This is a genomic window from Micromonospora sp. NPDC023956 (genome assembly GCF_040639195.1).
In the GTDB taxonomy this organism is placed as follows: domain Bacteria; phylum Actinomycetota; class Actinomycetes; order Mycobacteriales; family Micromonosporaceae; genus Micromonospora.
The window spans coordinates 1-26,042 of sequence record NZ_JBEZZN010000019.1 but is presented as its reverse complement, the minus strand read 5'-3'; the positions used below and the strand labels follow the sequence as shown (position 1 = coordinate 26,042).

At 71.7% G+C, this 26,042-nt stretch carries 21 protein-coding genes and 2 tRNA genes; 7 read left to right on the top strand and 16 right to left on the bottom strand.

Going from position 1 to position 26,042, the window contains the following annotated elements:
- Positions 1-22: 22 nt before the first annotated feature.
- From AB0F58_RS26670 to AB0F58_RS26660, 3 genes are all read right to left on the bottom strand, one after another.
- The gene (locus AB0F58_RS26670; protein ID WP_357148414.1) at positions 23-682 is read right to left on the bottom strand and encodes a response regulator transcription factor; all 660 of its coding nucleotides are present in this window, start codon (positions 680-682) and stop codon (positions 23-25) included.
- On the bottom strand, positions 670-1,869 hold the full coding sequence (locus AB0F58_RS26665) for a sensor domain-containing protein (RefSeq protein WP_357148412.1): 1,200 nt from the start codon (positions 1,867-1,869) through the stop codon (positions 670-672). The genes AB0F58_RS26670 and AB0F58_RS26665 overlap by 13 nt, the downstream gene beginning before the upstream one ends.
- 483 nt (positions 1,870-2,352) lie before the next feature.
- Positions 2,353-2,850, bottom strand: coding sequence for a YcxB family protein (locus AB0F58_RS26660; protein WP_357148409.1), 498 nt, complete (start codon positions 2,848-2,850; stop codon positions 2,353-2,355).
- Between the two features lie 302 nt (positions 2,851-3,152).
- On the opposite strand from AB0F58_RS26660, the gene AB0F58_RS26655 reads away from it, so the two are divergent.
- The 3 genes from AB0F58_RS26655 to AB0F58_RS26645 all read left to right on the top strand — a co-directional run bounded on the left by AB0F58_RS26655 (position 3,153) and on the right by AB0F58_RS26645 (position 5,920).
- Positions 3,153-4,136 carry an NADP-dependent oxidoreductase gene (locus AB0F58_RS26655; protein ID WP_357148406.1) on the top strand — a complete coding sequence of 328 codons (984 nt, stop codon included), beginning with the start codon at positions 3,153-3,155 and terminating at the stop codon, positions 4,134-4,136.
- 15 nt (positions 4,137-4,151) lie between these two features.
- Positions 4,152-4,586: a MerR family transcriptional regulator gene (locus tag AB0F58_RS26650; RefSeq protein WP_357148404.1), complete on the top strand. Its 435-nt coding sequence runs from the start codon at positions 4,152-4,154 to the stop codon at positions 4,584-4,586.
- 212 nt (positions 4,587-4,798) lie between these two features.
- Positions 4,799-5,920, top strand: a complete 1,122-nt coding sequence (locus AB0F58_RS26645) for a tyrosine-type recombinase/integrase (protein WP_357148401.1) — start codon at positions 4,799-4,801, stop codon at positions 5,918-5,920.
- Here the strand turns inward: AB0F58_RS26645 and AB0F58_RS26640 are convergent.
- Together AB0F58_RS26640 and AB0F58_RS26635 are read right to left on the bottom strand one after the other, a co-directional pair.
- Positions 5,886-5,958 (bottom strand) — tRNA-Arg (locus AB0F58_RS26640). The two genes, AB0F58_RS26645 and AB0F58_RS26640, sit on opposite strands and share 35 nt — an antisense overlap.
- A gap of 34 nt (positions 5,959-5,992) precedes the next feature.
- Positions 5,993-6,083: transfer RNA gene (locus AB0F58_RS26635), tRNA-Ser, on the bottom strand.
- A gap of 925 nt (positions 6,084-7,008) precedes the next feature.
- Here AB0F58_RS26635 and AB0F58_RS26630 point away from each other — a divergent pair.
- The gene (locus tag AB0F58_RS26630; RefSeq protein ID WP_357148398.1) at positions 7,009-7,626 is read left to right on the top strand and encodes a hypothetical protein; all 618 of its coding nucleotides are present in this window, start codon (positions 7,009-7,011) and stop codon (positions 7,624-7,626) included.
- Here AB0F58_RS26630 and AB0F58_RS26625 read toward each other — a convergent pair.
- A complete protein-coding gene (locus tag AB0F58_RS26625) occupies positions 7,587-8,357 on the bottom strand; it encodes a CPBP family glutamic-type intramembrane protease (RefSeq protein WP_357148395.1) in 771 nt (256 codons plus the stop codon). The two genes, AB0F58_RS26630 and AB0F58_RS26625, sit on opposite strands and share 40 nt — an antisense overlap.
- Positions 8,358-8,506: 149 nt before the next feature.
- Between AB0F58_RS26625 and AB0F58_RS26620 the strand changes: the two genes are divergently transcribed.
- Complete coding sequence (locus tag AB0F58_RS26620; protein WP_357148392.1) at positions 8,507-9,622, top strand: globin domain-containing protein; 1,116 nt, start codon at positions 8,507-8,509, stop codon at positions 9,620-9,622.
- 79 nt (positions 9,623-9,701) lie between these two features.
- Here the strand turns inward: AB0F58_RS26620 and AB0F58_RS26615 are convergent, their stop codons facing one another.
- The gene (locus AB0F58_RS26615) at positions 9,702-11,234 is read right to left on the bottom strand and encodes a peptide deformylase (RefSeq protein WP_357148627.1); all 1,533 of its coding nucleotides are present in this window, start codon (positions 11,232-11,234) and stop codon (positions 9,702-9,704) included.
- 280 nt (positions 11,235-11,514) lie between these two features.
- On the opposite strand from AB0F58_RS26615, the gene AB0F58_RS26610 reads away from it, so the two are divergent.
- Entirely contained in the window at positions 11,515-12,291 is a 777-nt protein-coding gene (locus AB0F58_RS26610) for a hypothetical protein (protein ID WP_357148625.1), read from the top strand.
- Between the two features lie 51 nt (positions 12,292-12,342).
- Here the strand turns inward: AB0F58_RS26610 and AB0F58_RS26605 are convergent, their stop codons facing one another.
- Positions 12,343-14,193, bottom strand: a complete 1,851-nt coding sequence (locus AB0F58_RS26605; protein ID WP_357148389.1) for a hypothetical protein — start codon at positions 14,191-14,193, stop codon at positions 12,343-12,345.
- Positions 14,194-14,405: 212 nt separating this feature from the next.
- On the opposite strand from AB0F58_RS26605, the gene AB0F58_RS26600 reads away from it, so the two are divergent.
- A complete protein-coding gene (locus AB0F58_RS26600; protein ID WP_357148386.1) occupies positions 14,406-15,119 on the top strand; it encodes a class I SAM-dependent methyltransferase in 714 nt (237 codons plus the stop codon).
- 90 nt (positions 15,120-15,209) lie between these two features.
- On the opposite strand, the gene AB0F58_RS26595 is transcribed toward AB0F58_RS26600, so the two are convergent.
- From AB0F58_RS26595 to AB0F58_RS26560, 8 genes are all read right to left on the bottom strand, one after another.
- Entirely contained in the window at positions 15,210-15,743 is a 534-nt protein-coding gene (locus AB0F58_RS26595; protein ID WP_357148384.1) for a YbhB/YbcL family Raf kinase inhibitor-like protein, read from the bottom strand.
- A 183-nt stretch (positions 15,744-15,926) separates the two neighbouring features.
- Positions 15,927-18,188: a catalase gene (locus AB0F58_RS26590; RefSeq protein WP_357148381.1), complete on the bottom strand. Its 2,262-nt coding sequence runs from the start codon at positions 18,186-18,188 to the stop codon at positions 15,927-15,929.
- 159 nt (positions 18,189-18,347) lie between these two features.
- Entirely contained in the window at positions 18,348-19,304 is a 957-nt protein-coding gene (gene rarD, locus AB0F58_RS26585; protein WP_357148378.1) for an EamA family transporter RarD, read from the bottom strand.
- Positions 19,301-20,089 (bottom strand): formyl transferase, encoded by a 789-nt coding sequence (locus tag AB0F58_RS26580; RefSeq protein ID WP_357148375.1) that lies wholly within the window; start codon positions 20,087-20,089, stop codon positions 19,301-19,303. The genes rarD and AB0F58_RS26580 overlap by 4 nt, the downstream gene beginning before the upstream one ends.
- 47 nt (positions 20,090-20,136) lie before the next feature.
- Positions 20,137-21,396: an ATP-grasp domain-containing protein gene (locus AB0F58_RS26575; RefSeq protein WP_357148372.1), complete on the bottom strand. Its 1,260-nt coding sequence runs from the start codon at positions 21,394-21,396 to the stop codon at positions 20,137-20,139.
- Positions 21,397-21,667: 271 nt separating this feature from the next.
- Positions 21,668-23,176: an argininosuccinate lyase gene (gene argH / locus AB0F58_RS26570; protein ID WP_357148369.1), complete on the bottom strand. Its 1,509-nt coding sequence runs from the start codon at positions 23,174-23,176 to the stop codon at positions 21,668-21,670.
- Entirely contained in the window at positions 23,173-24,225 is a 1,053-nt protein-coding gene (locus AB0F58_RS26565; RefSeq protein ID WP_357148366.1) for a pyridoxal-phosphate dependent enzyme, read from the bottom strand. The genes argH and AB0F58_RS26565 overlap by 4 nt, the downstream gene beginning before the upstream one ends.
- A complete protein-coding gene (locus tag AB0F58_RS26560; protein ID WP_357148363.1) occupies positions 24,225-25,106 on the bottom strand; it encodes a hypothetical protein in 882 nt (293 codons plus the stop codon). The genes AB0F58_RS26565 and AB0F58_RS26560 overlap by 1 nt, the downstream gene beginning before the upstream one ends.
- Positions 25,107-26,042 lie beyond the last annotated feature (936 nt).

Below are 26,042 nucleotides of genomic sequence, written 5' to 3'. Positions count from 1 at the left end.
CAATCGCGCGGCGCCGGCATCGCTAAGCGCGGCGCTGAGCGTCCTCGAGGTAGCGCAGCACCGCCGTCACCCGCCGGTCGGCGCGGTCGTCCGGGGCGAGACCGAGCTTGGCGAAGATGCTGCGGATGTGCTTGTGCACGGCCCCGTCGGTGACGAACAGCCGCTGCGCGATCGCCCCGTTGCCGAGCCCTTCGGCCATCAGGGCAAGCACGTCGCGTTCCCGGCCGCTGAGCCGGCTCAGAGTGCTGTCGGGACGGCTGCGGGCGAACAACTGGCCGACCACCTCCGGGTCGATCGCCGTACCGCCGTCAGCGACCCGGTGCAGCGCGGTGAGGAACTCCTCCACCCTGCCGACCCGCTCCTTCAGCAGGTAGCCGAGCCGGACCGCGCCGCCGGCGAGCAGGTCGGTGGCGAACGCCTGCTCGACGTACGCCGACAGGACCAGCACCGCGAGCTCGGGTCGACGACGCCGGGCCTCGACGGCGGCCACGATGCCCTCGTCGGTGTGGGTGGGCGGCATCCGGACGTCGACGATCGCGACGTCCGGTCGGAACTCGTCCACGGCGGCCAGGAAGGTGGTCGGTGAGTCGGTGGTGGCGACCACGTCGAGCGCCTCGGCCCGCAGCAGCAGCGCCAGACCTTCCCGCAGCAGGGCGTCGTCCTCGGCGATCACGATCCGCACGGCAGCTCCACGAGTAGTGCCGTCGGCCCACCGGGTGGGCTGGTCAGAGTGAACCGGCCGTCGTGGGCCTGCACCCGCCGCCGGATGCCGCCGATCCCCGAGCCGTGGCTCTCGTCGGCACCGCCCCAGCCGTCGTCGACGATCGACACGTGCAGCCGGTCGCCGCTGCTCCGCACGGTGACCGCCACCGAGGCGGCACAGCTGTGCCGGGCGACGTTGGTCAGCGCCTCCGCGACCACGAAGTACGCCGTCGCCTCGACCGACGCGGCGCACCGGCCCGGGACATCGACCTCCACCGCGCACGGTACCCCGCACCCGGCGGCCAGGCCGTCGAGCGCGGCGGCGAGCCCACGGTCGTCGAGCACCGGGGGCAGAATCCCGCGTACGACGCTGCGCAGCTCCGCGAGGGCCAGTTCGGCCGAGTCGTGCGCGCGGTCCAGGATCTCCACCGCCCGCGCCGGATCCCGGAGCATCGCCCGCCGCGCGGCACCCAGCAGTACCGTGACCGCGACCAGTCGGTTCTGCGCCCCGTCGTGCAGGGACCGCTCGATGCGCCGCAGCTCGACGGCGTGCGCGTCCAGCGCTGCCGCGCGGGTCGCGGTCAGCTCGGCGATCCGCAACGACGTGTCGACGTCGCGCGGGGGTGCCAGCAAGCGCCGCCCCGGCAGCGCCTGTAGCCGGGCCAACCTCGGGCCGAGCGCCACGGTCGCGGCGAGCCAGCCGACCCCGATCAACCCCACCATCAGTGCGTCGGGGAACCCGTCGATCCGCCAGTTGATGAAACCCGGGCCGCCCGCCTCCGGTGGCAGCGCCCAGTAGTACAACGGGAACAGCAGGTTCTGCACCGCGGACATCGGCAGCGACAGCCCGACCACACCCAACCCGAACCCGACGGTGCCGTGCGTGGCCACGAACGCGACCTCGCGCCGCACCCACGGGTCGTGCAGGACGCCACGCAGGCCAGCGGGGACCGCCGGTGGCAGGGGCAGGTCACACCCCCATCGCGACAGTCGGATCCGTTCCCGTCCGGCGGCCAACCGCACCGCCTTCGCCGTCGACGGGACCATCACCAGGCCGATGCCGACCACGCAGGCGAGCGCCACCAGGAGCAGCAGCAGAACGACTGCCAGGGCCAGGATCGACGTGCCGAGGCCGCCGACGAGGTGTTCGATGGCGTCGACAGACATCCGTACGCGGCGACGCAGGTACCGCCGCGCCGCGCGCCAAAGCTGCGGGCCCTGCTGTCCCGCAGTGGCCGAAGCGCCAGCGGCGTCCCTGCGCAGCATCCCGTACCTCCCGGCAGAGACGATAGCGACGCAAGGTCGACTCCGACGCACTGCGGCCCAGAAAGTACAGCCTGCTGTACCAGTCTCCTGTGGGTGCCGGAAATCTCGTCCGCGCACGCAGGGCCTTCGGGTTCCGGGCCGGCCGATTGCTCGGTGTCCGACCTACCCTCGGTGGTTGCTCGCGCGACGAGCATCCCTCGTGTCCGGCCCTGTCCCGGTGCGCGGTTGCCGTGTCCGGCTGGGTTCCGATCATGATCTGGCGCGCCGATCCTGCCGCCCGGATCCTGGAAGACGGGCATTCTCGTGCTGAAGGCGCATCCACTCGACCGGCGCCGTCGATGCCGTCGGTCCTGTCGGCGTGACGTACGTCGGCGGCAGGCGCGGTCACCGGGGCTGGAGCAGCCCGCGTCCGGCCATGAAGGCGCGCAGCGTCTCGGCGTCCTCGGCGGACATCAGGGCACGGGGGATCACGGTCGCCGGCGTCCGGCGGACGTAGACGATCCAGAACTCGGGGGTGTCGCGCACCTGGTCGACGCCGTCCCAGGCGATGCCGCCGGACTCCGCGCCGCTGCGCATCATGATGTTGTCGTCGGTGATGTCGTAGGAACCGTCGACCGCGTAGCGGCCGGAGCGCCGTCGGGCCCGCCACCGGGCCCACGGCGCGTACAGCACGGCCAGCACGCCACCCGCGAGTATCGGTATCCACAGCGGCGTCAGCTGCTCGCCCCACCCGAGTCCCCGCGAGGCGGCGATCCCGGCGGCCCCGACCGCGGCCAGCGCCGCACCGACCTGGCCGAACCTGCGCAGCCGGGCCCTGCTGAGCGCGGCGGCCACCCGGCCCGGATAGTCAGGATCGACCGGGACGTCGAAACGGATGCGCACGCCAGCACGATAGTGCCCGCGCCCTCTTCGGGCAGCATGGAGTTGACCCGGCCGCGACTCCAGCGGTGGCGAGCGGTCAACGCCCCACACCTCGTCGCCCTGGTCCGAGCAGGCGCCCGCTTCGAACGGGGCGAACGCGGCGAACGGTACGAACCCCAGCCAGATGCCCGCGCCCTACGACTGCCAGCAGCCACGTCGAGTCTTGCATCTGACGCATGGGTCAGGGTTTACGGTCGCGCTCCACCGACCCGAACAAGGAGCGTCACGTGCAACCACTGCCTTCCGTCCATCGTCAGGTTCAGTTGCTCACGACTCCGGACGGTCTGCCTCGCCCGGAAGACTTCACCGTCGTCGAGGTCCCGGTGCCACCCCGCGCGTCCGGCGAGGTCCTGGTCCGCAACCGTGCCTTCCTGGTCACCGCGGCCCTGCTCCGGACCCTCATCGGCGCGGCCGCGGCGGGACTGCCCGGCCCGCGACCCGGCGATCCGCTGCCCGGCGCCGCGATCGGCGAGGTCGTCGCCGCCCCCTACTCCAGCGGCCTGCGTCCGGGCGAGTTGGTCGGGCACGACCTCGGCTGGCGCGAGTACGCGGTCCTCCCGGTCGACCGGTGCCGTCGGCTCGGAGACTCGCTACCGGATCCGCTGGCTCACCTGTCGCAGGGCTGGACCGCTTACGCGGCGCTGACCCGCACCGTCGCCGTCCGTACCGGCGACACGGTACTGATCACCGGCGCCGCCGGCGCCGTCGGTTCCCTCGCCGGCCAGATCGCCCGTCGTCTCGGCGCGGCCAGAGTCATCGGCACCACCGGCTCACCGGCGAAGGCCCGGTTCTTGACCACCGAACTCGGCTACGACGCGGTCGTCGTACGCGGAGCGGAACGGATCACCGAGCAGCTCGCCACCGCCGCTCCGGACGGCATCGACGTGGCGCTCGACACCGTCGGCGGCGAACAACTCCAGGCGGCGGTGCAAGCCGCCCGGCCCCACGCCCGCATCGTTCTGATCGGCGCGCTGTCGGCGCAACTCGCCGCCAAGGGCGCCGGCACGACCGCGACGCTGGAACTGGACCTCGTGCCCATCGTGCTCAAGCGAATCAGCATGCGCGGGTTCAACGCCGCCGACCATCCCGACGCGCTCGCCGAATGGACGCAGCGGTTTGGCGCCTGGCTACCCACCGGCAGCATCCGGTTTCCGCATACCCGCATCCATGGAATCGACCGGGCCGCCCACGCGTTCCAGGAGGTCGTCGAGGGACGGCATGTCGGCGCCGTCCTCGTAGAGCTCTGACAGCCGGGAGGCACGATGCGTATCGGTGACGCCGCGGCGACAGCGGGAACCACACCGCGGGCGTTGCGCTTCTACGAACAGCGAGGACTGCTGCCACCACCGGTACGCACCCGCACCGGGCAGCGGACCTACAGCACTGCCGACGTGGCCCGGGTGAAAATCATCCGTGAATTGCTGTCGCTCGGCCTGACCGTCGACGACATCGCCACGCTCAGCGACCACCTTCATCTGCTCGACGGCGACACTCTGCCCGAACACACCGTGCCCGACCGCATCCGGCTGCCACAGGCGAGTGAGATGTTCCGCCGCCGGTTGGAGGTCGTCGACGAGCACATCACCCGGCTGACCCGACTGCGGCAACTGCTGTCCGTCTGCCACGCCCAGTTGGCCGAGACAGCGCCGCCCGCCAACGAGAGCCCAGATCCAGCCCGACCGACAACCACCGCCTGACCGCGGCACAACACCCCGGTTACGGTCACTGCCCTCACGTCCACCGCTCCCCGTTACCTGCTCCCGGCCTGGTGACCGTGTTCTCACCGCCTGAACCGTCACCCTGATAACGGTTCAGGTGGTGACGATGGGAGCGAGACGATGAGCAGCGCAGGGGTGATCTTCAAGCGGTGCGGGTGCCGGGGCGCCAGCCGACGGCGACTTGAGCAGTCGTGTCCCCGGTTGGCCGAGCGGGGGCATGGCAGCTGGTACTTCCACTGCTCCGCGACGAACCTGCTCGGCCGCCGGGAACGGGTCCGCCGGGGTGGTTACCCGTCGCAGGCCGCCGCCCGCCGCGCCCGCGACGAGTGGCTGGCCGGCACCGCGGCGGACCGCACCGCCGCCGGCTGGACGGTCGAGCGGTGGCTACGGCACTGGCTGGACACCCGCACGAAGATCCGGCCCACCACCCGGTTCCACTACACCCGCGACGTCGACAACGTCCTCATCCCCCACCTCGGCCGCTACCGCCTGGCCGACCTCGACGCCCAGTTCCTCCGGACTGTCTTCGCCCAGATCGCCGCCGCCACCAACCGCAAAGGCCGGCCGCAGTCCGCCTCGGCGATGCTGCACCTACGCACCACCCTGCGGGCAGCACTCAACCTCGCCGTCCGCGAAGGCATCATCGAGTGCAACCCTGCCCGGCACATCGAGATCACCGGCGCCGACAGCTCGACCAACGCGAGCAAGCGATTGAGGCTGGCCAGCCCTGGACGGACTCCGGGTACGTGTTCACCCGCCCCGACGGCCAGCCGATCAACCCGAACTACGCCACCACCCGATTCCGCAAACTCGTCCAACGCGCCGAACTACCTCCGGTGCGGCTGCACGACCTGCGGCACGGCGCCGCGTCCCTGGCCCACCAGGCCGGCGCGGACCTGAAGACCCTGCAAGACCTGCTCGGGCACTCCAGCATCGTCATCACCGCCGACACCTACACCACCGTCCTGCCCCAGGTACAGAGACAATGCGCCGACGCCACCGCACACCTCGTCCTCACCGCCGCCCGCCACACCCGCAAGAAGATCAAGATCAAGGCATGGAAGAACCGCCCCACCCGCCGGCCGAAAACAGGTGCCCCCGCTCCGACCGCTCCAGCCGCAGCCCTGAACCAGCAGTTCAGAGCATCGAGACGCGAAGAAAGCACACCAAAGGCGGCGGCACCCACATCGCACCCATGTGACACCCACTGTCCACAGCAGCCAGAAAACACAAGAGGCCTGACCCGCGTTTCCGCAGGTCAGACCCCTTGTGATCTTGCGCGCCCGAAGGGACTCGAACCCCTAACCTTCTGATCCGTAGTCAGATGCTCTATCCGTTGAGCTACGGGCGCTGGTGCTCGGCCAGTCTACACACCCGGCCTTGCGCGGAGACTCCGGGATTCGAACCCGGGAGGGGCTTTAAGACCCCAACCGCATTAGCAGTGCGGCGCCATAGACCAGACTAGGCGAAGTCTCCCCGGTGGCCATCAGACCACCGCCGACCGAGAATACAGCCCCGCCCCCGCAGGGAGCAAAGCGACTTCCACCTTCCGCCGGGCCGGCCTCCGAACCCTCCACCGTGACCAGCGTTTTTGCCCTGCGGACCGCTGCCATCGGGACTACGCTCCATCGATATGCAGGAGCAGCCGCCGAGCGACCCACCTCGCCGCGAGCCACGTGCAGCAACACGTCGCGGCCGTTCTCCCCAGCCGACCTTCACTCCACCGCCCAGCCCCTCGGCCGAACGCGCCCCGGACACGGAACAGCCGGCGGATCCGCCTCGGGGGCGTTCACGGCGAAAGGCGGCGGCTCCGACGGTGCTGTTCCAGCCTCCGGACACCGGCGGCGGTCCAGCCGAGGGGTCGGAGCCGGCCGCACCGCCTCGGCGAGCTCCACGACAGGCCGTCCGGACCGCCCGGCGCGCGGGAGCGGCACCGGAGGACCAACCGGCCGAAGGTGATCCGGAACACACGACGGCGGTCGGGGCCCCGGCGGAAGCAGGAGACGACAGAAGCGCCGGGAGGGCTGCGCCGCGAAGCGCCGCCCCGAAGAAGGCCACGGCCCGGAAGACGCCCGCCAAGCAGACCACCCGCCCCCGGCGGGACACCAGGAAGGCGGGTGCCGCCGAGGAGACGGCACCGGTTACGCCGCACCGACCAGAGCCAGCGACCGCGGCAGAGCCGATGACCGAGGTAGCGCCAGCAACCGCGGTGGAGCCAGCAACCGCGGCAGAGCCGATGACCGCGGTAGCGCCAGCAGCCGCAGTAGAGTCAGCAACCGCGATAGAGCCGGTCGCCACGGTAGAGCCGGCGACAACGGCTTCCGGGAGGTCGGGCACGCCGCCGGCCGGGCGTACCGTCGATCTCGAGCGGATTCTGGCGCATCCGGCCTTCGCGCCGGAGTTGCTGGCGCTGGCGGCGGTGGAGCGGATCGGACCGCAGGCCGCTGCCTGGGCGGCCGGGCTACGCGAGGCGTACCCGAAGGTCGAATCCGCCGGCCTGGCCCGGCTCGCCACCCGGCGGTTCGTCCGGGCGGCCGGTTGGGGTGGGGCGACCGTCGCGGTGGCCGGGCTCTTCGCTCCCCTGGCCGAGCTGGCGGCGGTGCTCTGGACCCAGTCCGGCCTGGTGCTGCACCTGGCGGCGGCGCACGGCCGCGATCCGGTCGATCCGGAGCGGGCGGTCGAGCTGTTGGTGCTGACCCGGGTGCACCCGGACGCGGAGAGCGCCCGGACCGCTCTGGCCGCCGCCCGCGCGGCAACCGGGGAGGGCGAGCCACCGTGGGGCCGGGTGGCCGAGGCGGCCTGGCGGCTGGCCGCCCCGCTCGCCGCGCAGGCCGGCGGCTGGTTGGCGCTGCGCTTGGCATCGCGGCTGCTGCCCGGTGCGGCGATCCTCGCCACCGCCGCCGGGAACTCGGCCGCCGTGGAGCGGCTGGCCGCCCGCGCGATCACGGTCTACCGGCGGCAGCCGGGGTTCCACCAACCTCAGAGCCAGTCGAACCACTCCCTGGGCAGTAGGGAGTAGCCGACGAACGCCACGATGTCGAGCAGGGTGTGCGCGACGACCAGCGGCATGACCCGCCGGGTCCGCAGGTAGAAGAGGCTGAAGACGACCCCCATCACCGCGTTGCCGACGAACGCGCCGAAGCCCTGGTAGAGGTGGTAGGAGCCGCGCAGCAGCGCACTGGTGGCGATCACCGCGCCGACCCGCCACTGGAGCTGCCGCAGTCGGGTCGTCAGGTAGCCGACCGCGATCACCTCCTCCAGCACGGCGTTCTGCACGGCGGCGAGGATCAGCACCGGCACCGTCCACCACAGCTCGGGCAGCGCGGCCGGCACGACGGTGGCGTTGAGTCCGAGCTGCGCGGCGACCCAGAACAGGGCCAGGCCCGGCAGGCCGATCAGCGCGGCCAGGCCGGCGCCCCGGGCCAGGTCCCGGCCGGGCTGCCGGGCGTCCAGGCCGAGGGTCCGGCCGGCGTCGCCCGGGTCCCGGTTGACCAGGTGTACGGCGAGCAGCACCGGCACCAGCGCGAAGACGATGCCGAGCACCTGGTACGTCAGGTCCAGCCAGGGCCGGGGTGACACCGAGGTGTTCAGTGCGGCGGTCTGCCGGGAGAGTCCCCCCTCGGCGGTCAGCTTGGCGGTGAGGGAGACCACGGCGTAGATCGCGGACTGCCCGAGCGACAGCCCGAGTACCAGCAGCGTCTCGGTGCCGAGGACCCGGTGCGACGCCGGTCGGGTGAGCTCAACGGTCACCGCACCACTGTGCCCGATCGCCGTTGCGGACGGCACCGCAGGCCGCGCCGACCAGCGCGAATCGATCGCACATTCTGTGCGACCACCATCGACGCTCCGTGGTCATGCTGGGTCCTGCCCGATCCACCGTCCTGCCGAGGAGAGCGCCGATGGAGAACTTCGCGCGGCTGCTGAAGGAGAGCTGGGCTCTGGTCGAAGGGGACCGGGAGCGCCTGAGCGACTACTTCTACGCCCGCCTGTTCCTCCTCGACCCCGACCTGCGGAAGCTCTTCCCGGTGCAGATGCGCGGCCAGGGCGACCGCATCCTCGACGCGATCGTCGCCGCCACCCAGGCGGTCGACGACCCGGAGAGCTTCGACGAGTACCTCCGCGCCCTCGGCCGGGACCACCGGAAGTACCACGTCACCGCCGACAACTACGCCACCATGGGGATCGCCCTGCTGGACGCCCTGCGCACCGCCGGTGGGGACGGCTGGAACCTGGAGTACGACCAGGCGTGGCGGGACGCGTACGCGGCGATCGCGGAGAAGATGCAGGCCGGCGCGGCGGCCGACGACAACCCGCCGTTCTGGCACGCCGAGGTGCTGACCCACCAGCGGTACGGCCCGGACACGGCCGTGCTGACCGTCCGGGCCCTGCAACATCCGCTGCCGTACCGGGCCGGTCAGTACGTCAGCATCGAGGCGCCCCGGTACCACCCCCGGGTGTGGCGGACGTACTCCGTTGCGAACGCCCCGAACGACGACAACATCCTGGAGTTCCACGTCCGGACACCGGGCGCGGGCTGGCTCTCCGGCGCCCTGGTCCGCCGGGTCAAGCCGGGTGACCTGCTGCGGATCGCCGCACCGATGGGCGGCATGGTCCTCGACCGCGCCTCGGAGCGGGACATCCTCTGCGTGGCCGGCGGGGTCGGGTTGGCTCCGGTCAAGGCGCTGGTCGAGGAGTTGACCACGTACAACCGGACCCGCTGGGTGCACGTCTTCTACGGCGCCCGGCACGCCGAGGACCTGTACGCCCTGGCCGTTCTCCAGAAGCTGGTGGCCGCCCATCCGTGGTTGTCGGTGACTCCGGCGTGCAGCGCGGACCCGGGCTTCGACGGCGAGCGGGGCGACATCTCCGACGTGGTGACCCGTTACGGCCCGTGGACGGCGCACGACTGCTTCGTCTCCGGGTCGGCCGGGATGGTCCGGTCCACCCTGCGGGCGCTCGCCGCCGACCAGGTGCCGGCGCAGCACGTCCGGTACGACACCTTCGGCAACCTCTAGGCATTCCTCCCCCCAAGCCGGGTCGCGTGCCCCCGCCCCCTGGGGCACGCGACCCGGCGCCCCCCGTGCGTCGGCTGGGTCAGTAGCGCCAGGCGTGACTGCTCTCGCGGTACTCCTCCACCGGCACCAGCGGTACGCCCGGTGCCATCCGGTCGACGTAGAGCCGACCCTCCAGGTGGTCGATCTCGTGTGCGACCAGCCGGGCCATGCCGAACTCGAAGGACGTGATCAGGCGGGTGCCGTCGACGCGGCCGTGTTCCACGTCGAGCCGCAGCGACCGGGGGACGAGACCTCGGTGGTCGAAGAAGGAGAGGCAGCCCTCGTACTGCTCGTCGGTGTCCGGGGAGCAGTCGACCACCCGGGGGTTGAGCAGCACGACCGGGTCGGCGGTGCGGTCCGGCGGGCGGACCACGGCCGCGGCGCAGCTGAGCCCGAGTTGGGGGGCGGCCAGCCCGACGCCCCGGCTGAACCGGTGCAGTTCGTCGAGTTCGGCGAGGGCGGTGAGCAGCCGTTCCACCACGTCCCGGGCGACCGCTCCCTCCCGGGGCAGGTCGAACTGGCGGACGGGTTGGCGGAGCAGGTCGGCACCGCGCTGGACGATGCCGGCGCCCCGCATCCGGTCACTCGGCCGGGGACGTGCGGGGTCGGCGGAGGACCGGGACGGGGTGGACGTGGCCGGCGGGTTGCGGAACCGCCACTGGAGCCGGTAGCGAGCGTTGAGCGGCGGGTTCTCGGTGGCCCACTCGAAGATCGCCCGGTCCTCCTCCTGGTGGCGCTGCACCGGGGTGCGCAACGGCCCCTCTTCCGCCGACAGCGAGGTTTCCAGTCCCCAGACCTGCGGTTCCAGCACGGCGGGCAGGTCCAGCCGCACGTCGAGTGCCCGGGTCGGCACCCGGACGGCGCGCTGGAACCAGCGCCCCCACTTCTCCTGGCCGACGCAGTACTCGTACTCGATGGTGGCCCGGTCACCGGGGTAGAGCGGAAAGCGCCCGTCGCTGTTCTCGAAGAGGAGCCAGAACTCCTTGAACGCGTCCCGGTCGTGCTTGGCCCGCCAGTGCATCGGTTCCCGTTCGCCCCGGTCGTCCCGGTACGCCCGCAGTTGTAGTTCGGCGAAGGTGAGGGGGTGGTCCCGGTGGTGCCGGTTGGAGCGGCCGGGGTCGTTCGGGTAGCGGTCGACGGCCACCCGGGCCAGGTAGCGGGTGACCGGCTCGGTGCCGGCGTTGTAGAGGGCCCGCCGGACGACGCAGTGGTAGATGCCGTCGCGGTAGGTGAGCCCGGCCAACTCGTGCTCGACGATCAGGCCCGTGCCGGGGGGCATCCACTGGCCGGGGACCGGCGGGTCGCGGTGCGGTGGGGCGGTGCGGGCGTGCCGGAGGTCGTCGTATTCCCGGAAGCGCTGCCAGATCGCGCCGCCGGCCTCCAGGACCGCCTCGGCGCGGCGGGCGAAGTCCTCGGTGGGGCGGTGCCGGCGACTCTCGACGTGGCTGACGTACGACGGGTCGAACCCCATCAGGGTGGCGAGCTGTTTCTTGGACAGCCCTCGCTCGATCCGGTGCCGGCCGAGCTCGGCTGCGAACGATTCGGCGGCCCGTTCGAGGGGCGAGGTCGTCATCAGCTTCCTCATGGCCGGGAGTATCAGTTTCACGTTCGATCGGCGGTTCTCCACGGAAGTGGCACGTTGCCGACTCTGACCTTGACAACGCTCCCCGGATCACTTTTGGCCTGTCCGGTATGCCCTTCTCACCGTCGGGTTTCCGACCCGCGGACCCGGGTACGAGCACGATGGGCGGACGGAACCCGCATCACTTCGCCCAACCCTCCCCTCGGAGCGAAAGTTAGGTTAGCCTTAGCTATGGCTGGCCACGACGAGGGAGGTGCCAGTGACAGCGGTGATCCCGCCCCGTGTCGCCGCCGCGCCGCTCGCGCCGGTCACCGCGACGCTGCGGGCCATGTTCCGCACCGACGCCCTCCCCGGGCTCGTCCCCGGCCTGCTGGTCACCGACGAGTACGGCTGGTCCCCGGCCACCACCCTGGTGAACGGCGACCGCCTTCCTGACTTCCTGGCGGCCGCCGCCCGTTTGTGGGGCGGCCGACCGCACGCCTGCGCCGCCCTGGCCTGGAAGTCGTACAGCTACTGGGCGGCGTTGCCGGCGGTGCTCGGCTGGGCGTCCGCGCGGCGGGTTCCGCTGCTCGACCCGGCCGACGTGCTGGTCCATTTCGACGACCCCCGTTCCCTCGTCACGCTCGGGCTGCGCCGGTCCACGACCGTGGCGGTGCTGCCGACCGACCCGCTGGCCCTGGCACCCCCGCCCGAGGTGCGGGTGGTCGCCGACGAGACCGAACTGCTCGGCCTGCTCCGGGGGTCGCTGCTCGACGCCCACTTCACCCCGCTGATCCAGGCGATCCAGACCGAGGTCCGCATCGGCACCCGTACGCTGCTCGGGTCGGTCGCCTCGGGCATCGCCCACGGGGTCCTGCGGGCCGCCGACGCGCTGCCCGGCTCGGCGGTGGAGGCGGTCGACACCCTGCTCGGCACGCTCGACGTCCGGGACCTGGTCGACCTGGTGCCGGCGCCGTCCGGTCAGCCCACCGTGCAGCGCCGCACCTGCTGCCAGGCGTTCACCCTGCCGAAGCCGAAGTACTGCCAGGACTGCTGCATCCGCCCCTGACCCCCGTCCGTCGCGCCGGCTCCGCCGGCTCTCCGACCGGCTCCGGGGCGGTCAGTCCACCAGCGGGCGGACGTCCCAGAGCCAGACCCCGCCGGTACGGACCGGCTCGACGCCGGTCAGCTCGGTCATCCCGCGCCGGAGCGCCTCCTCGTACCGGTGCGGGGCGAGCACCACCGCCCCGGCCCGCCAGTACCGCAGGTCGTCGACGGCGGCCACCCGGTCCTGCGGGGTGATCGGCGGCACCGCGCCGGTGCGCCGGATGGTGACGAAGAAGCTGCTGGTCGGCCGGGGTGTGGCCCCGAACAGGGCGATCCGCCCCTCGGGCGCGTCCGGCCGCCGGTCCGGCCCCAGGAAGTAGCCCCGGGCGATCGGCATCTCCAGGCCGGTCACCGCGGACCAGCGCAGCGGATCGGCGTCGTCGGTGTCCGGCAGCGGCAGGGCGACCAGGCTCCGCCCACCGGCCAGGTACGGTCGCCACGCGCCGGAGGTGACGAACTCGGGCACCGGGTCCAGGCGGGCGGTCGGCAGCGGGGTGGGCAGCAGGGGCAGCAGCGCCATCGCCAGCACGGTGACCGCGCCGAACCGGATCTGCCGGCGCGCCGCCGGATGACGCCGACCCAGTTCCCCGGCGCGCTCGACGCCGTACGCCAGGAGCAGGCCGACGACCGGGGTCAGCGCCAGCGCCCAGCGGGTCGGCACCACCGAGTGCAGGATCGGCAGGTTCTCCAGGGCCCCCCAGGGCGCGGGGACGCCGGTGTCCCGGCCGTTGTAACGGATCTCACGTCCCAGCGAGAGCACGGCGAACAGCAGCCCGGCTGCGGCGAGGCCGAGCACCTCGGCGCGGTCCCGCAGCCACCAGACGAGGGCGGGCACGAGCAGCACCAACGGCCAGCCGAAGAAGGCGTTCTCCTCGGTCGGGTTCTTGGCCAGCCGCTCGGTGTCGCGCGGGTCCCCGGCCAGCGACTCGCCGGGCCAGGCGACGAAGGAGGCGAGGTCGCTGCGGTAGCCCCGGATCAGCCGGGAGAGGCCCTCGTACGCGCCGGGGCCGAAGAACTGGACGTAGAGCGGGTACGCCAGCACGACGAGCGCGAGGGCGGCGGCGACGCCGAGCCCGGTGAGGAAGGGGCGGCCGTGCCGCCGCAGGTCGGGCCGGCGGACGACCAGCACGGCGACCACCACCCCGAGCCCCACCGCGGTCATCAGCAGGATCTCCAGGTTGAGGAACGCCTGCCAGACGACGAGGAGCCCGAGGAGCAGGCCGTTGCGCACCGACCGGCCCGGTTCGCGCAGCGCCAGCGTCCGCCAGACAATCAGCGGGACCACGTACTGGGCGACGATGTTGGGATGGGCGTTGGCGTGGGAGATCATCGCCGGGGAGAAGGCGCAGAACGTCGCCCCCACCCAGGCCGCGAGCCGGGACCGGGTCAGCACCCGGGAGATGACGAGGTACCAGGCGGTTCCGGTGGCGATCATCGCGCTGGTGAGAAAGAGAAGAAAGGCGGCGCGCGGCCCGAACAGCACGGTGACCGGCGTCATTGGCAATGAAACGGATAATACGGACGTATTTGCCATGAGGTTGACGCCCTCCGGCACGTTCATCCGATCCGAACCGAACGGGTACGCGAAATCGGTCACCACCCGCGCGCCGTGCGCCATCATCCACTCGAACTGCGCCTGGTCGGTGGGATTGACCAGGCTCTCGTGGTCGGGATTCGTCCAGAACCGCGCGGTCACCCAGAGGGCCAGGAGTACGAAGCTCACCACCGCGACGACGTCCGGAAGCCATCGACCGGCCAGGCGCACGCCCGCGTCCGGCCCACCCGGATCATCCCGTCGCACCGCACTGGAGGGCACCGGACCGAGGACCCGCTCCCGACCAACCCCTGACTCCGGTGTAGTCATGACAATTCAGAGAGTAGTCAGGCTCCGACGGCAAGGTGTGCGTTTCGGAGTTCCGGCGTAGTATGTGCCAGGTTCGCCCGGTAGAGATCTCGCACCCCCGATCGAACCCCATTCCGGTCACCCCCCGTGACCTGATTTCCCCACCGACGACACAGGTGGTTGACTCTGTCGGGTCCGGGTGCGGGTCGAGTCATATGGTGAGGAATCGACGCATGGCAGAAATCACTGGGGACCAGCGCGTGCAGTCCGAGGTGCTGGAGGGCCTGGCCACAGCCGTCAACCACCGGCAATGGTTCGTCGAGCTCGCCCTCCCGTATCTCGGCGACAACCCCATCGAGATCGGCAGCGGGCTCGGGGACTACGCACTGGAGTGGGCGCCGCACCTGCCCCGCTTCACCGCCACCGAGGCGGACCCGGACCGGCTGATCGCGCTCAAGGAGCGCCTGGTCGACCACCCGACCATCGAGGTCCGGCAGATGCTGCTGCCGCACGACGGGATCGGCGGCGAGTACAGCGCGGCCGTCTCGTACAACGTCCTCGAACACATCGAGGAGGACGTCGACGCCCTGCGCAGCATGCGGGACCTGGTCCGGCCGGGCGGTGCGGTGATCATCATCGTGCCGGCGTTCCAGTTCGCGATGAGCCCGGCGGACATCGCCACCGGCCATGTCCGCCGCTACACCAAGCGGACCCTCGGGGCGGCGATGACCGGAGCCGGCCTGCGTGTGGAGCGGATCCACTACGCCAACGCGCTCGGCCTGATCGGCTACTTCATGGCCACCAAGGTCTTCCGGCTGATGCCGAAGGAGGGCCCGATGGTCAAGGTGTACGACACCACCGTCCTGCCGGTGACCAAGGCCGCCGAGCAGCTCGTCCGGCCGCCGTTCGGCCAGTCGGTCTTCGCCGTCGCCCGGGTCCCCGGCTGACCGGCGGTTCCACCCGACCGCTTTCCACCCGGTCCCACCACGAAGGGCCGCGCCCGTCCGCCGGGACCGCGGCCCTTCCGCTCGTCGTGGTTACTCCCTGACCTGGTACGTCGGGCGCATCACCGCCCGAGCCAGGGTGTGGAAGGCCAGGTTGAAGCCGACGTACGCGGGCGTCGCCTCCGGCGTGACGTCCAGGTTCTCCACGTCCAGCGCGTGCACCGCGAAGACGTACCGGTGCGGGCGGTCCCCGGCGGGCGGAGCGGCCCCGCCGTACCCGTGCTGGCCGTAGTCGTTGCGGACGCTGAACGCTCCGCCGAGGTCGCCCTCGACCGCGCCCCGGGGCAACTCGGTCACCGAGGCCGGCAGGTTGACCAGCACCCAGTGCCAGAAACCGCTGCCGGTGGGGGCGTCCGGGTCGAAGCAGGTGACCACGAAGCTCTTCGTCCCGGCGGGGAAGTCGGACCAGGCCAGGTGCGGCGACACGTTCCCGCCGCCGACGCTCCCGTGCGCGTACGCCCCGTCCATCGGCTCGCCGTTGTGCACGTCGTCACTGGTCAGGGCGAACGACCCCACGGTCGGCAGCAGCTCGTACGGGTCCGGGGCGATCGGTCGTTCCAGGGTCATCGGTGATCCCTCTCACTGAAGTCGGTTTCCGCCCATCTTCTTACCCCGCCCCGACCTCCACCCGAACACCGGCAGACTCGGACGCGGCGGCCGACCTCGACGCGGGTCCGTGAGCCGGCGGCAGCGCTCGGAGCGCCACGGGAGAGGCCCTGCCCAGCGGCACGGCCTCTCCCGTCGGGCGGCTCAGGCCACCGAGGCGGGGAAGCGGTCCCACACCCGGTGCGCGGCCATCAGCCGCTGCACGGCGGCGAAGACCTCGGTGCCGGAGTCGCCGGTGACCACGCCGGGCGTACCGCTCACCCGGGCCTCGCGCAGCACGGCGACCCCGTCGCCCCACGCGCCGATCGCCTTGGCGTGCCGCCAGCACTCGTCGACCAGGAGCAGCACCCGTGGGTCCACGGTCACCGAGTCGGCCGCGCCGGCCTTGGCGTCGCGCGCCGGGATCGCGTCCGGTGCCGGCGTCGGCGCTCCGGCCAGCAGGAGGACGTCGAACTCGACCGACCGACCGGTGGCGAAGGTGCGCTGCACGGTCAGGTCGCCCACCGTGCCGCCGTGCGGGGCGATGATCAGCGGCACCATGCCGGCGTCGAACACCGCCCGACGCACCTGGTCGACACCGTCGAGGTCGCCGGTGGCGTCGACGAGGATCCCGACCGTCCGGCCGTCGGCCGGCCACTCCCGACCGACCTGGGAGAGCGCCGGGCTGGGCGTGACGTCGTCGAGCGGCACGGTCGGCTGCGGCGCGGACAGGCCCAGGCCGGTGGCGACCTCCGCGCAGAGCACCGGGTCGATGTTGGCCAGGCACTGGAGTTGGCGTTCCCGGATCGCCTGGTGGTAGCACTTGCCCAGCTCGAAGGTGTAGGCGCGGATGATGTGCTCCTTCTCCACCCCGGACATGCTCCGCCAGAACAGGCGGGCCTGGCTGAAGTGGTCGTCGAAGGAGACCGGGTTCGCCCGGACCTTGGGTGCCTCCGTGACGGTCACCGGCACGTCGACGAACGCGCCGTCGTCGGGGCCGGCCGGGAACGGGTTGCCGCCGTCGAGCGAGTTCGGCCGGTAGGGCGCCACGCCCGCGTGGACGGCCTGCTGGTGGAAGCCGTCGCGCAGCATGTCGTTGACCGGCGCGTGCGGGCGGTTGACCGGGATCTGCGCGAAGTTCGGCCCGCCCAGCCGGGTGAGCTGCGTGTCGACGTACGAGAAGAGCCGGCCCTGGAGCAGCGGGTCGTTGGTGACGTCGATCCCCGGCGGCAGGTGCCCGGGGTGGAAGGCGACCTGTTCGGTCTCGGCGAAGAAGTTCGTCGGCGTCCGGTCGAGCACCAGCCGGCCGACCGGTTGCACGGGGGCCAGTTCCTCCGGCACGAGCTTCGTCGCGTCCAGCAGGTCGATGCCGGCGAACGTCTCCTCCGGGGTGTCGGGGAAGACCTGGATGCCGAGCTCCCACTCGGGGAACGCACCGGCCTCGATCGCGTCGTAGAGGTCCCGGCGGTGGAAGTCCGGGTCCACGCCGCCGAGCAGCTGCGCCTCCTCCCAGGTCAGGGAGTGCACGCCGAGCTTGGGCTTCCAGTGGAACTTGACCAGCACGGTTTCCCCGGCCGCGTTCACCAACCGGAACGTGTGGACGCCAAAGCCCTCCATCATCCGGTACGAACGTGGGATGCCCCGGTCGGACATGTTCCACATCGTGTGGTGCTGCGCCTCGGTGTGCAGGGAGACGAAGTCCCAGAAGGTGTCGTGCGCGCTCTGGGCCTGCGGGATCTCCCGGTCGGGGTGCGGCTTCCCGGCGTGGATGACATCGGGGAACTTGATCGCGTCCTGGATGAAGAAGACCGGGATGTTGTTGGCGACGAGGTCGAACGTGCCCTCGTCGGTGTAGAACTTCGTCGCGAAACCACGGGTGTCACGAACCGTGTCGGCTGATCCACGCGAACCCAGGACGGTGGAGAACCGCACGAAGACCGGAGTCTCCTTCCCCTTGGCGAGGAAGCCGGCCCGGGTGACGCCCTCGGCGCTGCCGTACCCGGTGAACACCCCGTGCGCCCCGGCGCCCCGCGCGTGCACGACGCGCTCGGGGATGCGCTCGTGGTCGAAGTGGGTGATCTTCTCGCGCAGGTGGTGGTCCTGGAGCAGGACCGGACCGCGCGGCCCGGCCTTCAGCGAGTGGTCGGTGTCGCGCAGCCGCGCCCCCTGGGCCGTGGTCAGGTAGGGGCACTGCTGCGCCCTGGCCGTCGGGGACACCCCGGTCGCCGCTCCGGTCGGCGTACGGGTGTCCGGCGTCCCCTGCTCCGGTTTCGGTGGCAGCGGGTCATGGGGCGTGGTCGGTTCGGCGACGGTCGGCGGCGCGCTGCCGGGTGCCCCGGGGACGTCCGGGCTCAGGGCGTCGGCCACCTTCCCGGCGGCGGACTCGGCGATCTGCTTGACAGCCTCGACAGGCTTGCGGGGGTCCATCTGGGCGGGTCCTCCAGGAAACACGGGTGGGTAGACTCCCGAAGCCGTACCCGGGCGCGGTCCGACAAAACGGAAAACCACCGGGTCACCCGAACTCCCGGCACCGGCCCTTCCCGACCGACCGGGCGACGGCCCCAACCGGGAGCGGTGGACACCCCGTCAGGAGGGATCCGGTCGGCCGGTCCGCGCCGTCCGACCGGCGGTCGCGTACGCCGTCAGGAAGACCACCACCCCGATCCAGACCAGGCAGTACGCGCCGAACGCGCCGAGGGTCACCGGCTCGTCGAGGGTGACGTACCCGATCACGAACTGGATCGTCGGCAGCAGGAACTGGAGCATGCCCATGACGGTGAGCGGCGTGCGCACCGCGGCGAACCCGAACAGCGCCAGCGGCAGCGCGGTGACCAGACCGGTGCTCGCCAGCAGCAGGGAGTGCCCCGCGTCGCCACCGAAGTGCCCCTGACCGGCCGAGCCCAGCACGGCGAGGTACACCGCCGCCGGAACCGCCAGGGTCGCCGTCTCCACGGCGAGCCCGCGCCAGGTCGGCATGGCTGCCTTCTTGCGCAACAGGCCGTAGAAGCCGAAGGTGACGGCCAGACCGAGGGCGACCCACGGCGGCCGTCCCGCGTCGATCGCGAGCCAGAGCACACCCACGCCGACCAGGCCGATCGCCGTCCACTGGACGCCCGTCGGGCGCTCCCGCAGCAGCAGACCGAGCAGGGTGCTGAACAACGGCGTGATGTAGTAGCCCAGCGACGCCTCGATCACGTGGTCGCTGTTGACCGCCCAGATGTACAGCCCCCAGTTCGCGCCGACGAAGCAGCCGGCGGCCATCAGCATGCCGAGCCGCCGTCGGTCCCGCCACAGCGAGGGCACCCACCGCCAGTCCCGCAGGACGGTGAGCACGAGGGCGACCAGCACCAGCGACCAGACGACCCGGTGGGCCAGGATCTCCACCGCCGCTGCCGGCTCCAGCAGCGGCCAGTAGAGGGTGAGCAGGCCCCAGAGGGTGTAGGCCCCCACCCCCGCCAGCACCCCCACGCTCTGCCGCCGGTCGGACCCGGTCGCGGTGGTCGGCGCGGGGAGGTCGGCGTCCAGCCGGGTCTGCTGCGTCATCGGCCGCTGCCGGTGACCGGACGGGGACGCCGACCCCGCCACTGGCGTACCCACATCCGTAGGTCGTGCGAGGGGCCACGGTCCCGGGTGCGGTACGTCGTGCCGTGCGGGGGCTGCGGCTTCGTCGGCAGTTCCTCCCCCGCCTCCAGCCGCTCCAACAGGCCCACCAGCCGGTGCAACGCGATCTTCTCGGCCCGGCAGTACAGGTGTTCCGCGAGTTCGCCGCCGTGCACCGGCGGACGCACCACGTCGATCAGCGGGCCGGTGTCCACGCCGGCGTTGACGTGGTGGATGGTGACCCCGGCCTTCTCCGGCTCGTCGTGGTAGAGCGCGAAGAAGACGCAGTGGTTGCCCTTGTACTCCGGCAGGTGACCGCCGTGCACGTTGACGATCCGGTCACCGGCCGCCGCCAGCACGGCCTTGCCCAGGATCGAGCAGCCGATCACCACCGTGACGTCGGGACGCGCGGCGGCGAGACCGTCGGCCACCTCCGCCGCGTTGATCGAGTTCACCACGACGGCGTTGTCCGCGTCGGCGTACAGGGGCGGGTGGTGCCGGAAGTACTCGCGCCGGTAGCGGTCCTTGCCGGTCCACGAGCGGCGGATGTCGTGGTAGCGGAAGTAGGCGTAGTCGCGGTACCGCCGGCGGCTCCACAGCCGGGCGACCTTCGCCGCGCCCGGTTCGACTGCGGCGAAGACCACGTCGAACCGGGTCCGCAGCAGCGACTCCAGGTACCGGTGGTGGTGGTCGTCCGCGCGCAGGACAGCGACCCGCAGAGAAGGCACGTCGGTCTCCGTTTCCGTACTGCTGGTTGGTCCGGTCGACCGGGTCGTCACCGACCCGGCGGCGTCGCCGACACCGCACGTGGTTCGGCGACCGACACGGTGATCGCGGCGTGCCCGGCGCCGGCCGCCGCGGCCGCGTCCGCCGCCGTCTCGCCCACCGCGAGGACGTGGCCGATCCGGTCGCGGAACGAGTGGTGGCGTTCCCGTCGCTCTCCGACCGTGGCCGTGCAGACCACGTCCACCACGCCGGAGACCGTCCGGGCCCGGTCCAGCCCGGCGACGCTCGCCACCTCGCCGCTGGCCGGCAGGGTCAGGAAGCGGATGGCGGCGTGGTGGTGGGGACGGGGGTCCGGCGCGACCACGGCCCGGCCCGCGGCCCGCATGATCGTCGCGGCGATCATGTCGTGGCCGGTGGCCAGGCGCACCAGGTGCGGGATCATCCCACCGGCCAGCCGGGGGTTGACCTCCATGACGACCGGACCCCGTTCGGCCAGCCGGATCTCGACGTGCGCGGGACCGGACCGCAGCCCCAGGGCCTCGACGGCGTCGCGTGCCGTCGCCGCGATCCGGCTGGCGACGGAGCGGTCCAGCAGGGCCGGGAAGTCGTGCCCGACCTCGACGAAGAAGGGCTCCTCGCCCAGGTGCTTGGCGGTGATGCCGTAGACCGTGCCGTCCAGCATCTCCACCGAGTACTCGGGACCGGTGATCCGCTCCTCGACCAGGATCCGCGGTTCGACGGGCAGGCCACGCTCGTTGTGCCGCACCGCGAGGAGTTCGCGCGCCCACGCCGTAGCCTCCTCCGGCCCCCGGCAGGCGCGGACCCCCTCGGACCCGGAACCGAAGCAGGGTTTCACCACGACGTCGCCGCCGAGCTGCCCGGCGGCCTCGCCGGCCCGGTCTGCGTCGACGCACTCGACGAAGCGCACCGCGCCGGGGCGGTCGGCCAGGGCACGCCGCTGGGCGCCCTTGTCCCGGCAGGTCCGCACCGCGTCCGGGTCCGGCGCGGGCAACCCCAGGTGCGCCGCCAGCCGGCTGGCCGCCAGCACGAAGTAGTCGCTGCTGGAGAGGACCGCGCCGACCGGGGCGCGGGTGGCGAGCGCGGCGCAGGCCGCCTCCAACGCCCGCGTGTCACCGGTGTCGACGGGCACGCACTCCAGGCCGTCCGCCGTCGCGTACGGATACCGGGCCGGATCGGCGGCGAGCAGCACCGGGGTCAGGCCGAGCGCCCGGCCGGTGCTGGCGAAGAGGCGGCCCGTCCCGGTGGTGTTGCTCTCCACGAGGACCAGCCACGGCCGGGAGGCGCTCATGCCGACCGTCCGGAGGTGTGGTCGTTCCCGCCCCGGACGATCGCGGTGGTCCCGGCCACCGACGTGTGGAACGCATCGCGTTTCGTCACTGCTATCAATCCCCGCAGGTGTGTGGATCGGTTGGCATGCTGGACACCGACGTGACGATCTACCGACCTCCGGACGCGGATCCGACAAACATCCCTGGTCCGCAGAACACGTCTACCCACAGTAGAGGTTTCGGATGCTACAACCGTGAGGACGGGCCGTCAAAGACGCGGTTACAACCTGTTCACGACTGTTCGATTCGTGAATCCGTCCCGTGTTCCGGAACTGTTCGACGCCCGGCGTCGGGCGATTCGCCGAGCCACTCGCCGACCGCCGCCGTGAGCGCCAGGTCGGCACCGGTCAGCCGGTCGAGCCACGACAGGTGCCATCCGCGATGCGCCGCCCAGAGCACGGCGGCCCGTTCCGCCACCGTGGCGAACTCGCCCGGCCCGCCACCGTAACGCTGACCGGCGACGACCTCTGCGGCGTCCAGTTCGACCAGGTCGAGGTCGTCCAGCCAGCCCGGCGGACCGAATTTCGCCAGGTCCGTCGAGCCGGCCTCGACCGCGCGGCGGACCGCCTCGCCGACCATGCGGTGCGCGGAGCGGAACGGCACGCCGCTGCCGACCAGCCGGTTGGCGAGCCACGTCGCCACGGTGAACCCGTTCTCGACCCGGGCCCGCATCCGGTGCTCGACCGGTCGGGCACCGCTGACCAGTACCTGACCGAGCAGGACGGCGTCCTCCACCGCGTCCAGTCCGGGCCAGCCGCACCCGACCGCCTCCGTACCGACCTCGATCGAATTCGTGAACGGCGCGCTCTTCATCACCGCAGCCGCCGCCGTCCACGCTCCCACCGATTCCCCGGCCTTGGCCCGGACGTGTTCCAGAAGGAAGGCGTTACGTTTCTGCGGCATCGCGGAACTGCCTCCGACAAGGCGGTCCGGAAACGTCACGAAGCCGAACTCCTCGGTGCTCCAGAGCTGGAGATCGGTGGCCAGCCGGCTCAGGGTCACCGAGAGGCCGGCCGCCGCCGCGAGGATCCGCAGCAGGACGTCCCGGCTGGCCACGACGTCCAGCGCGTGTCGCGGTCCACGGTCGAACCCGAGGAGCCGGGCGGTCCGGGTGGTGTCGATGGGCAGGTCGGTGCCGGCCACCGCCCCCGCGCCGAGCGGGCAGACGTCCAGTTCGGCGGCGGTGTGCAGGGCGGTGACGTCCCGGCCGACGGCCTCGGCCACCCCGAGCAGGTAGTAGCCGTAGGTGATGGGCATCGCGGCCTGGAAGTGGGTGTGCACGGGCATGACCACGTCGCGGTAGGCGCGGGCCCGGGAGAGGAGGACGCCCTCCAGCCGCACCGCCTCCTCGCTGAGGCGCAGCACCCGGTCCCGCAGCCGCATGCTGGTGATCGTCGCCTTCAGGTCGTTGCGGGAGCGTCCGGTGTGCAGCACGCCGCCGACGTCCGGGCCGAGGCGCTCGACCAGGTACCCCTCGTACATCAGGTACAGCCCGCGCGGCGCGGGTCGCCCCACCAGCGCCCGGTACCGGTCGGCCGCCAGCTCGTCGACGCACCGCAGCAGGGTGGCGGCGAGTTCACCGGCGACGATCCCCCGCTCGGCGAGCATCACCAGGTGGGCGCGGTCCACCCGGACCATCAGGTCCAGCTCCTCCTCGATCCGGGCGGCGGACAGCTCGCCGTACACCACCCGCTGACTGCGCCGGCCGAGCTGCCCGGCGAGTCGGCCGGTCCCGCTCATCGCGCACCCGCCGGTGCGTCGAGCGACGAGACGACCTCGTCGTACGGCCGCCGGCCCCACTCGTAGGCCGACCACTCGCCGTCCGGGACCCGTGGGTCGCTCAGGAACACCGGCACCTCCGGCGCCGCCCGGTCCAGGTGGCCGTCGTCGCGCAGCCAGTCGTCGTCGTAGACGGTGTCCTGGTACCGGTAACCGTCGTCGGGGAGCATGACCACGGTGCGGGAATCCGGGTTGGCCCGTGCCCACCAGTGGGCGACGTGGAAGGCCGCGCCGCTCGTCGGCCCCTTGAACATCGAGAACTGCCGGTGCAGGCGACGCGTCGCCTGGTAGGCCAGGGACTCCGAACACCAGTGGACGCTGTCGAAGACCCGGTGGTCGAGATTCTGCGGCATCAGGCTGTTGCCGAGCCCCCGGAGTCCCCGGTGCCCGTCCGGCTGGCCGAACAGGACGCTGTACGGGGTGTCCACCCCGATCGCCCGGCAGTGCGGCAGCAGCGACCGGAGGGACGTCACCGTGCCGCACATCGATCCGCCCGACCCCACCGGCCCGACCACACAGTCGACCTGGCCCAGGCTCTCCGCCAGCAACTCCGCCACCAGCGCGTACGAACGTGGATTCTCGGGGTTCGAGTACTGCCGGGGGCAGAAGTTGTCCGGGTGCTCCGCCTGGATCTCCGCGAGTCGGGCCAGCCGCGCTCCCTGGTAGCCGCCCACCGCCGCCTTCTCCCGGACCCGTTCCACGACCGCGCCGAGATCGGTGAGCCGTCGGTACAGGCGGTCGTCGATGGCGGGGTCGCTCACCAGGACGAGACGACGTCCGAGCCGTGCCGCCTGCATGGCCAGTGCCAGGCCGAAGGTGCCCGAGGTGGTCTCGGCGATGAGCGTCTCCGGGCCGATCTCACCCGTACCCACGGCCTTGCGCAGGATGTGGCGTGCCGGGATCAGCTTCATCAGCGTGAAGGAGGCGGCGTAGAGGTTCGGTGTCAACCGGACCAGCTTCGGGATCTCCTCGGCGGCGGTTATCTCGTCGAACGGTGCGCGGATCGCCATCACCGACAGACCTCCTCACGGGCCGGAACGAGCGCGGTGCGCAGGACGGTGATCACCGGGAGGCCCAGGCCCTCGACCGCCGACACGCACCGCTCCACGGCTCCGGTCGTCCCGGGACGGGTTGCGTCGAACATCAGCCCGGCGACGGTGCCGCTGTGCGCCACCTGCACGCCGCACCCGCCGAGCCGGTGGCACAGGTTGATCAGGTCCTCCAGCGCCGGCTTCGGCAGGAACCGTTGGTTGATCCGGGCGCTGGCCGTGCTGACCCGGCCCAGCAGCGCCGCGTCGCCGCTCGCGACGGCCCGGCGCAGTGCCGCCCGCAGGACGCCGAAGGTGTCGATCTCCTGATCGCGGTACTCGGCCACCGCGTGCTGGAGGGTGTCCACCCCGCCGCTGCGCGGATCCGTGTCGCAGCCGACCACCACCAGCGGCGGCAGGGCGGAGCCGAGCGTCTCGAGGACGGTGCCCTCCCGGTGCCCGAACAGCACCACCGCGTCGTCGAACATGACGGAGTCGGAGGCCTTCTCGGCCAGCACCGCCAGCCGGGCGACCGTACTCTGCGGCAGGACGACGTCGTGGCAGTCGGCCACCGCTCTGATCGTGGCCGTCACGTCACTCGTCGAGGAGCCCATGCCGAGTCCGCGCGGGATGTTGCTCACGATCTCGACCACGCCGCCGGCCGGTGCCGGGTGATCGCCGGCCAACTCCCGCAGGGTCAGCTCCGCAGCGCGCCGCGCCTTGATCAGCAACGGATCGGTCGTGGCGACACCGCCGCCGCTCCGGGGGCGGAAATAGGCCCGGGTGCCGTACTCGGGATGGGCCAGGGTGACCAACGCGCGACATCGCCGGCCCCGCTCGGACCGGAACATTCCCTGGAGCAACTCGCCATGGTGTCCGGGCGCCTCGCCGACGCCCACCCGCCCGAGAGCAGCGGAGCTGACCAGTGATGTTTCCGGGACGAATTTCCGCCTCTGCCTGTAGAGGATGGTCAATTCACTTCTCCCTGTTGCGAGCAGAGTTGCACGGAAAGGGAAATACTCGGGGGCAGGCGTCACGGCGACGCGCCGGGCACGGGCTCACGACGATTCCTTGACCGCTCCGGCCGGGGTTCTGCTACCTCGCCCACAGGTGGCGCCGAGTCGGCGCACACCGAGCCGCAGCAACAGGAGAGCAGGGCGGTCGCCACCGAGGAACGGCAGCCGGCGGGCCAGCTCTCCACCAGTTCGCGGATCTTTCGCGCATGCTGTGACGTCCCCCGTGGCGCTACAACGCGTAACTCGCTGCTTCGATTTCTTCCGCAGCAAGACTGCATCAGCATCGTCAAGCTTGTCAATGACTCAGAGCTATTGATATTGCACTGAACAGATCATCCAGAAAGGATCAACTGCGCGCTTCACGCGTCGACGGGGCGGCCGTAACATATTTCTAACTTCAATGCGACGCGCGCAAGTTGCTCATTGAAACGTTATATGGGACGGCCGAACCGCCGGTATGCAGCGCCTTCGGCACGCCAGCGTCCCGGGTGGTCCGCCGCGCCCCGGCACACCCGGGTGGCGGCGGAGATCCGGACGGCCGAGGATCGAGGGAGCGTCCGGCACGCCGACCCGGACCCGACCCGACCAGTGCGATCCGCGTCACCAGCGGAACGGGAACGGGGCCGACTCACGAAACCGGGAACGTCGCGCTGTCACGCGCCGTTCAGGGGACGTCGGCGCTGCCCGGGAGGCGGAGGGTGTGGGATTCGAACCCGGTTCGCCTTCCAGGTCAGGCACCCGTCAGAGCATCTGACCTGCTCGTACCTCATTCACGTTCCGGCC

Coding starts and splice junctions, on each gene's coding strand:
- rarD (WP_357148378.1), bottom strand. CDS start 19,304: ATGACGCAGCAGACCCGGCTGGACGCCGACCTCCCCGCGCCGACCACC.
- AB0F58_RS26615 (WP_357148627.1), bottom strand. CDS start 11,234: ATGACGACCTCGCCCCTCGAACGGGCCGCCGAATCGTTCGCAGCCGAG.
- AB0F58_RS26590 (WP_357148381.1), bottom strand. CDS start 18,188: ATGGACCCCCGCAAGCCTGTCGAGGCTGTCAAGCAGATCGCCGAGTCC.
- AB0F58_RS26565 (WP_357148366.1), bottom strand. CDS start 24,225: ATGGCGATCCGCGCACCGTTCGACGAGATAACCGCCGCCGAGGAGATC.
- argH (WP_357148369.1), bottom strand. CDS start 23,176: ATGAGCGGGACCGGCCGACTCGCCGGGCAGCTCGGCCGGCGCAGTCAG.
- AB0F58_RS26620 (WP_357148392.1), top strand. CDS start 8,507: ATGGAGAACTTCGCGCGGCTGCTGAAGGAGAGCTGGGCTCTGGTCGAA.
- AB0F58_RS26595 (WP_357148384.1), bottom strand. CDS start 15,743: ATGACCCTGGAACGACCGATCGCCCCGGACCCGTACGAGCTGCTGCCG.
- AB0F58_RS26650 (WP_357148404.1), top strand. CDS start 4,152: ATGCGTATCGGTGACGCCGCGGCGACAGCGGGAACCACACCGCGGGCG.
- AB0F58_RS26605 (WP_357148389.1), bottom strand. CDS start 14,193: ATGACTACACCGGAGTCAGGGGTTGGTCGGGAGCGGGTCCTCGGTCCG.
- AB0F58_RS26665 (WP_357148412.1), bottom strand. CDS start 1,869: ATGTCTGTCGACGCCATCGAACACCTCGTCGGCGGCCTCGGCACGTCG.
- AB0F58_RS26600 (WP_357148386.1), top strand. CDS start 14,406: ATGGCAGAAATCACTGGGGACCAGCGCGTGCAGTCCGAGGTGCTGGAG.
- AB0F58_RS26575 (WP_357148372.1), bottom strand. CDS start 21,396: ATGAGCGCCTCCCGGCCGTGGCTGGTCCTCGTGGAGAGCAACACCACC.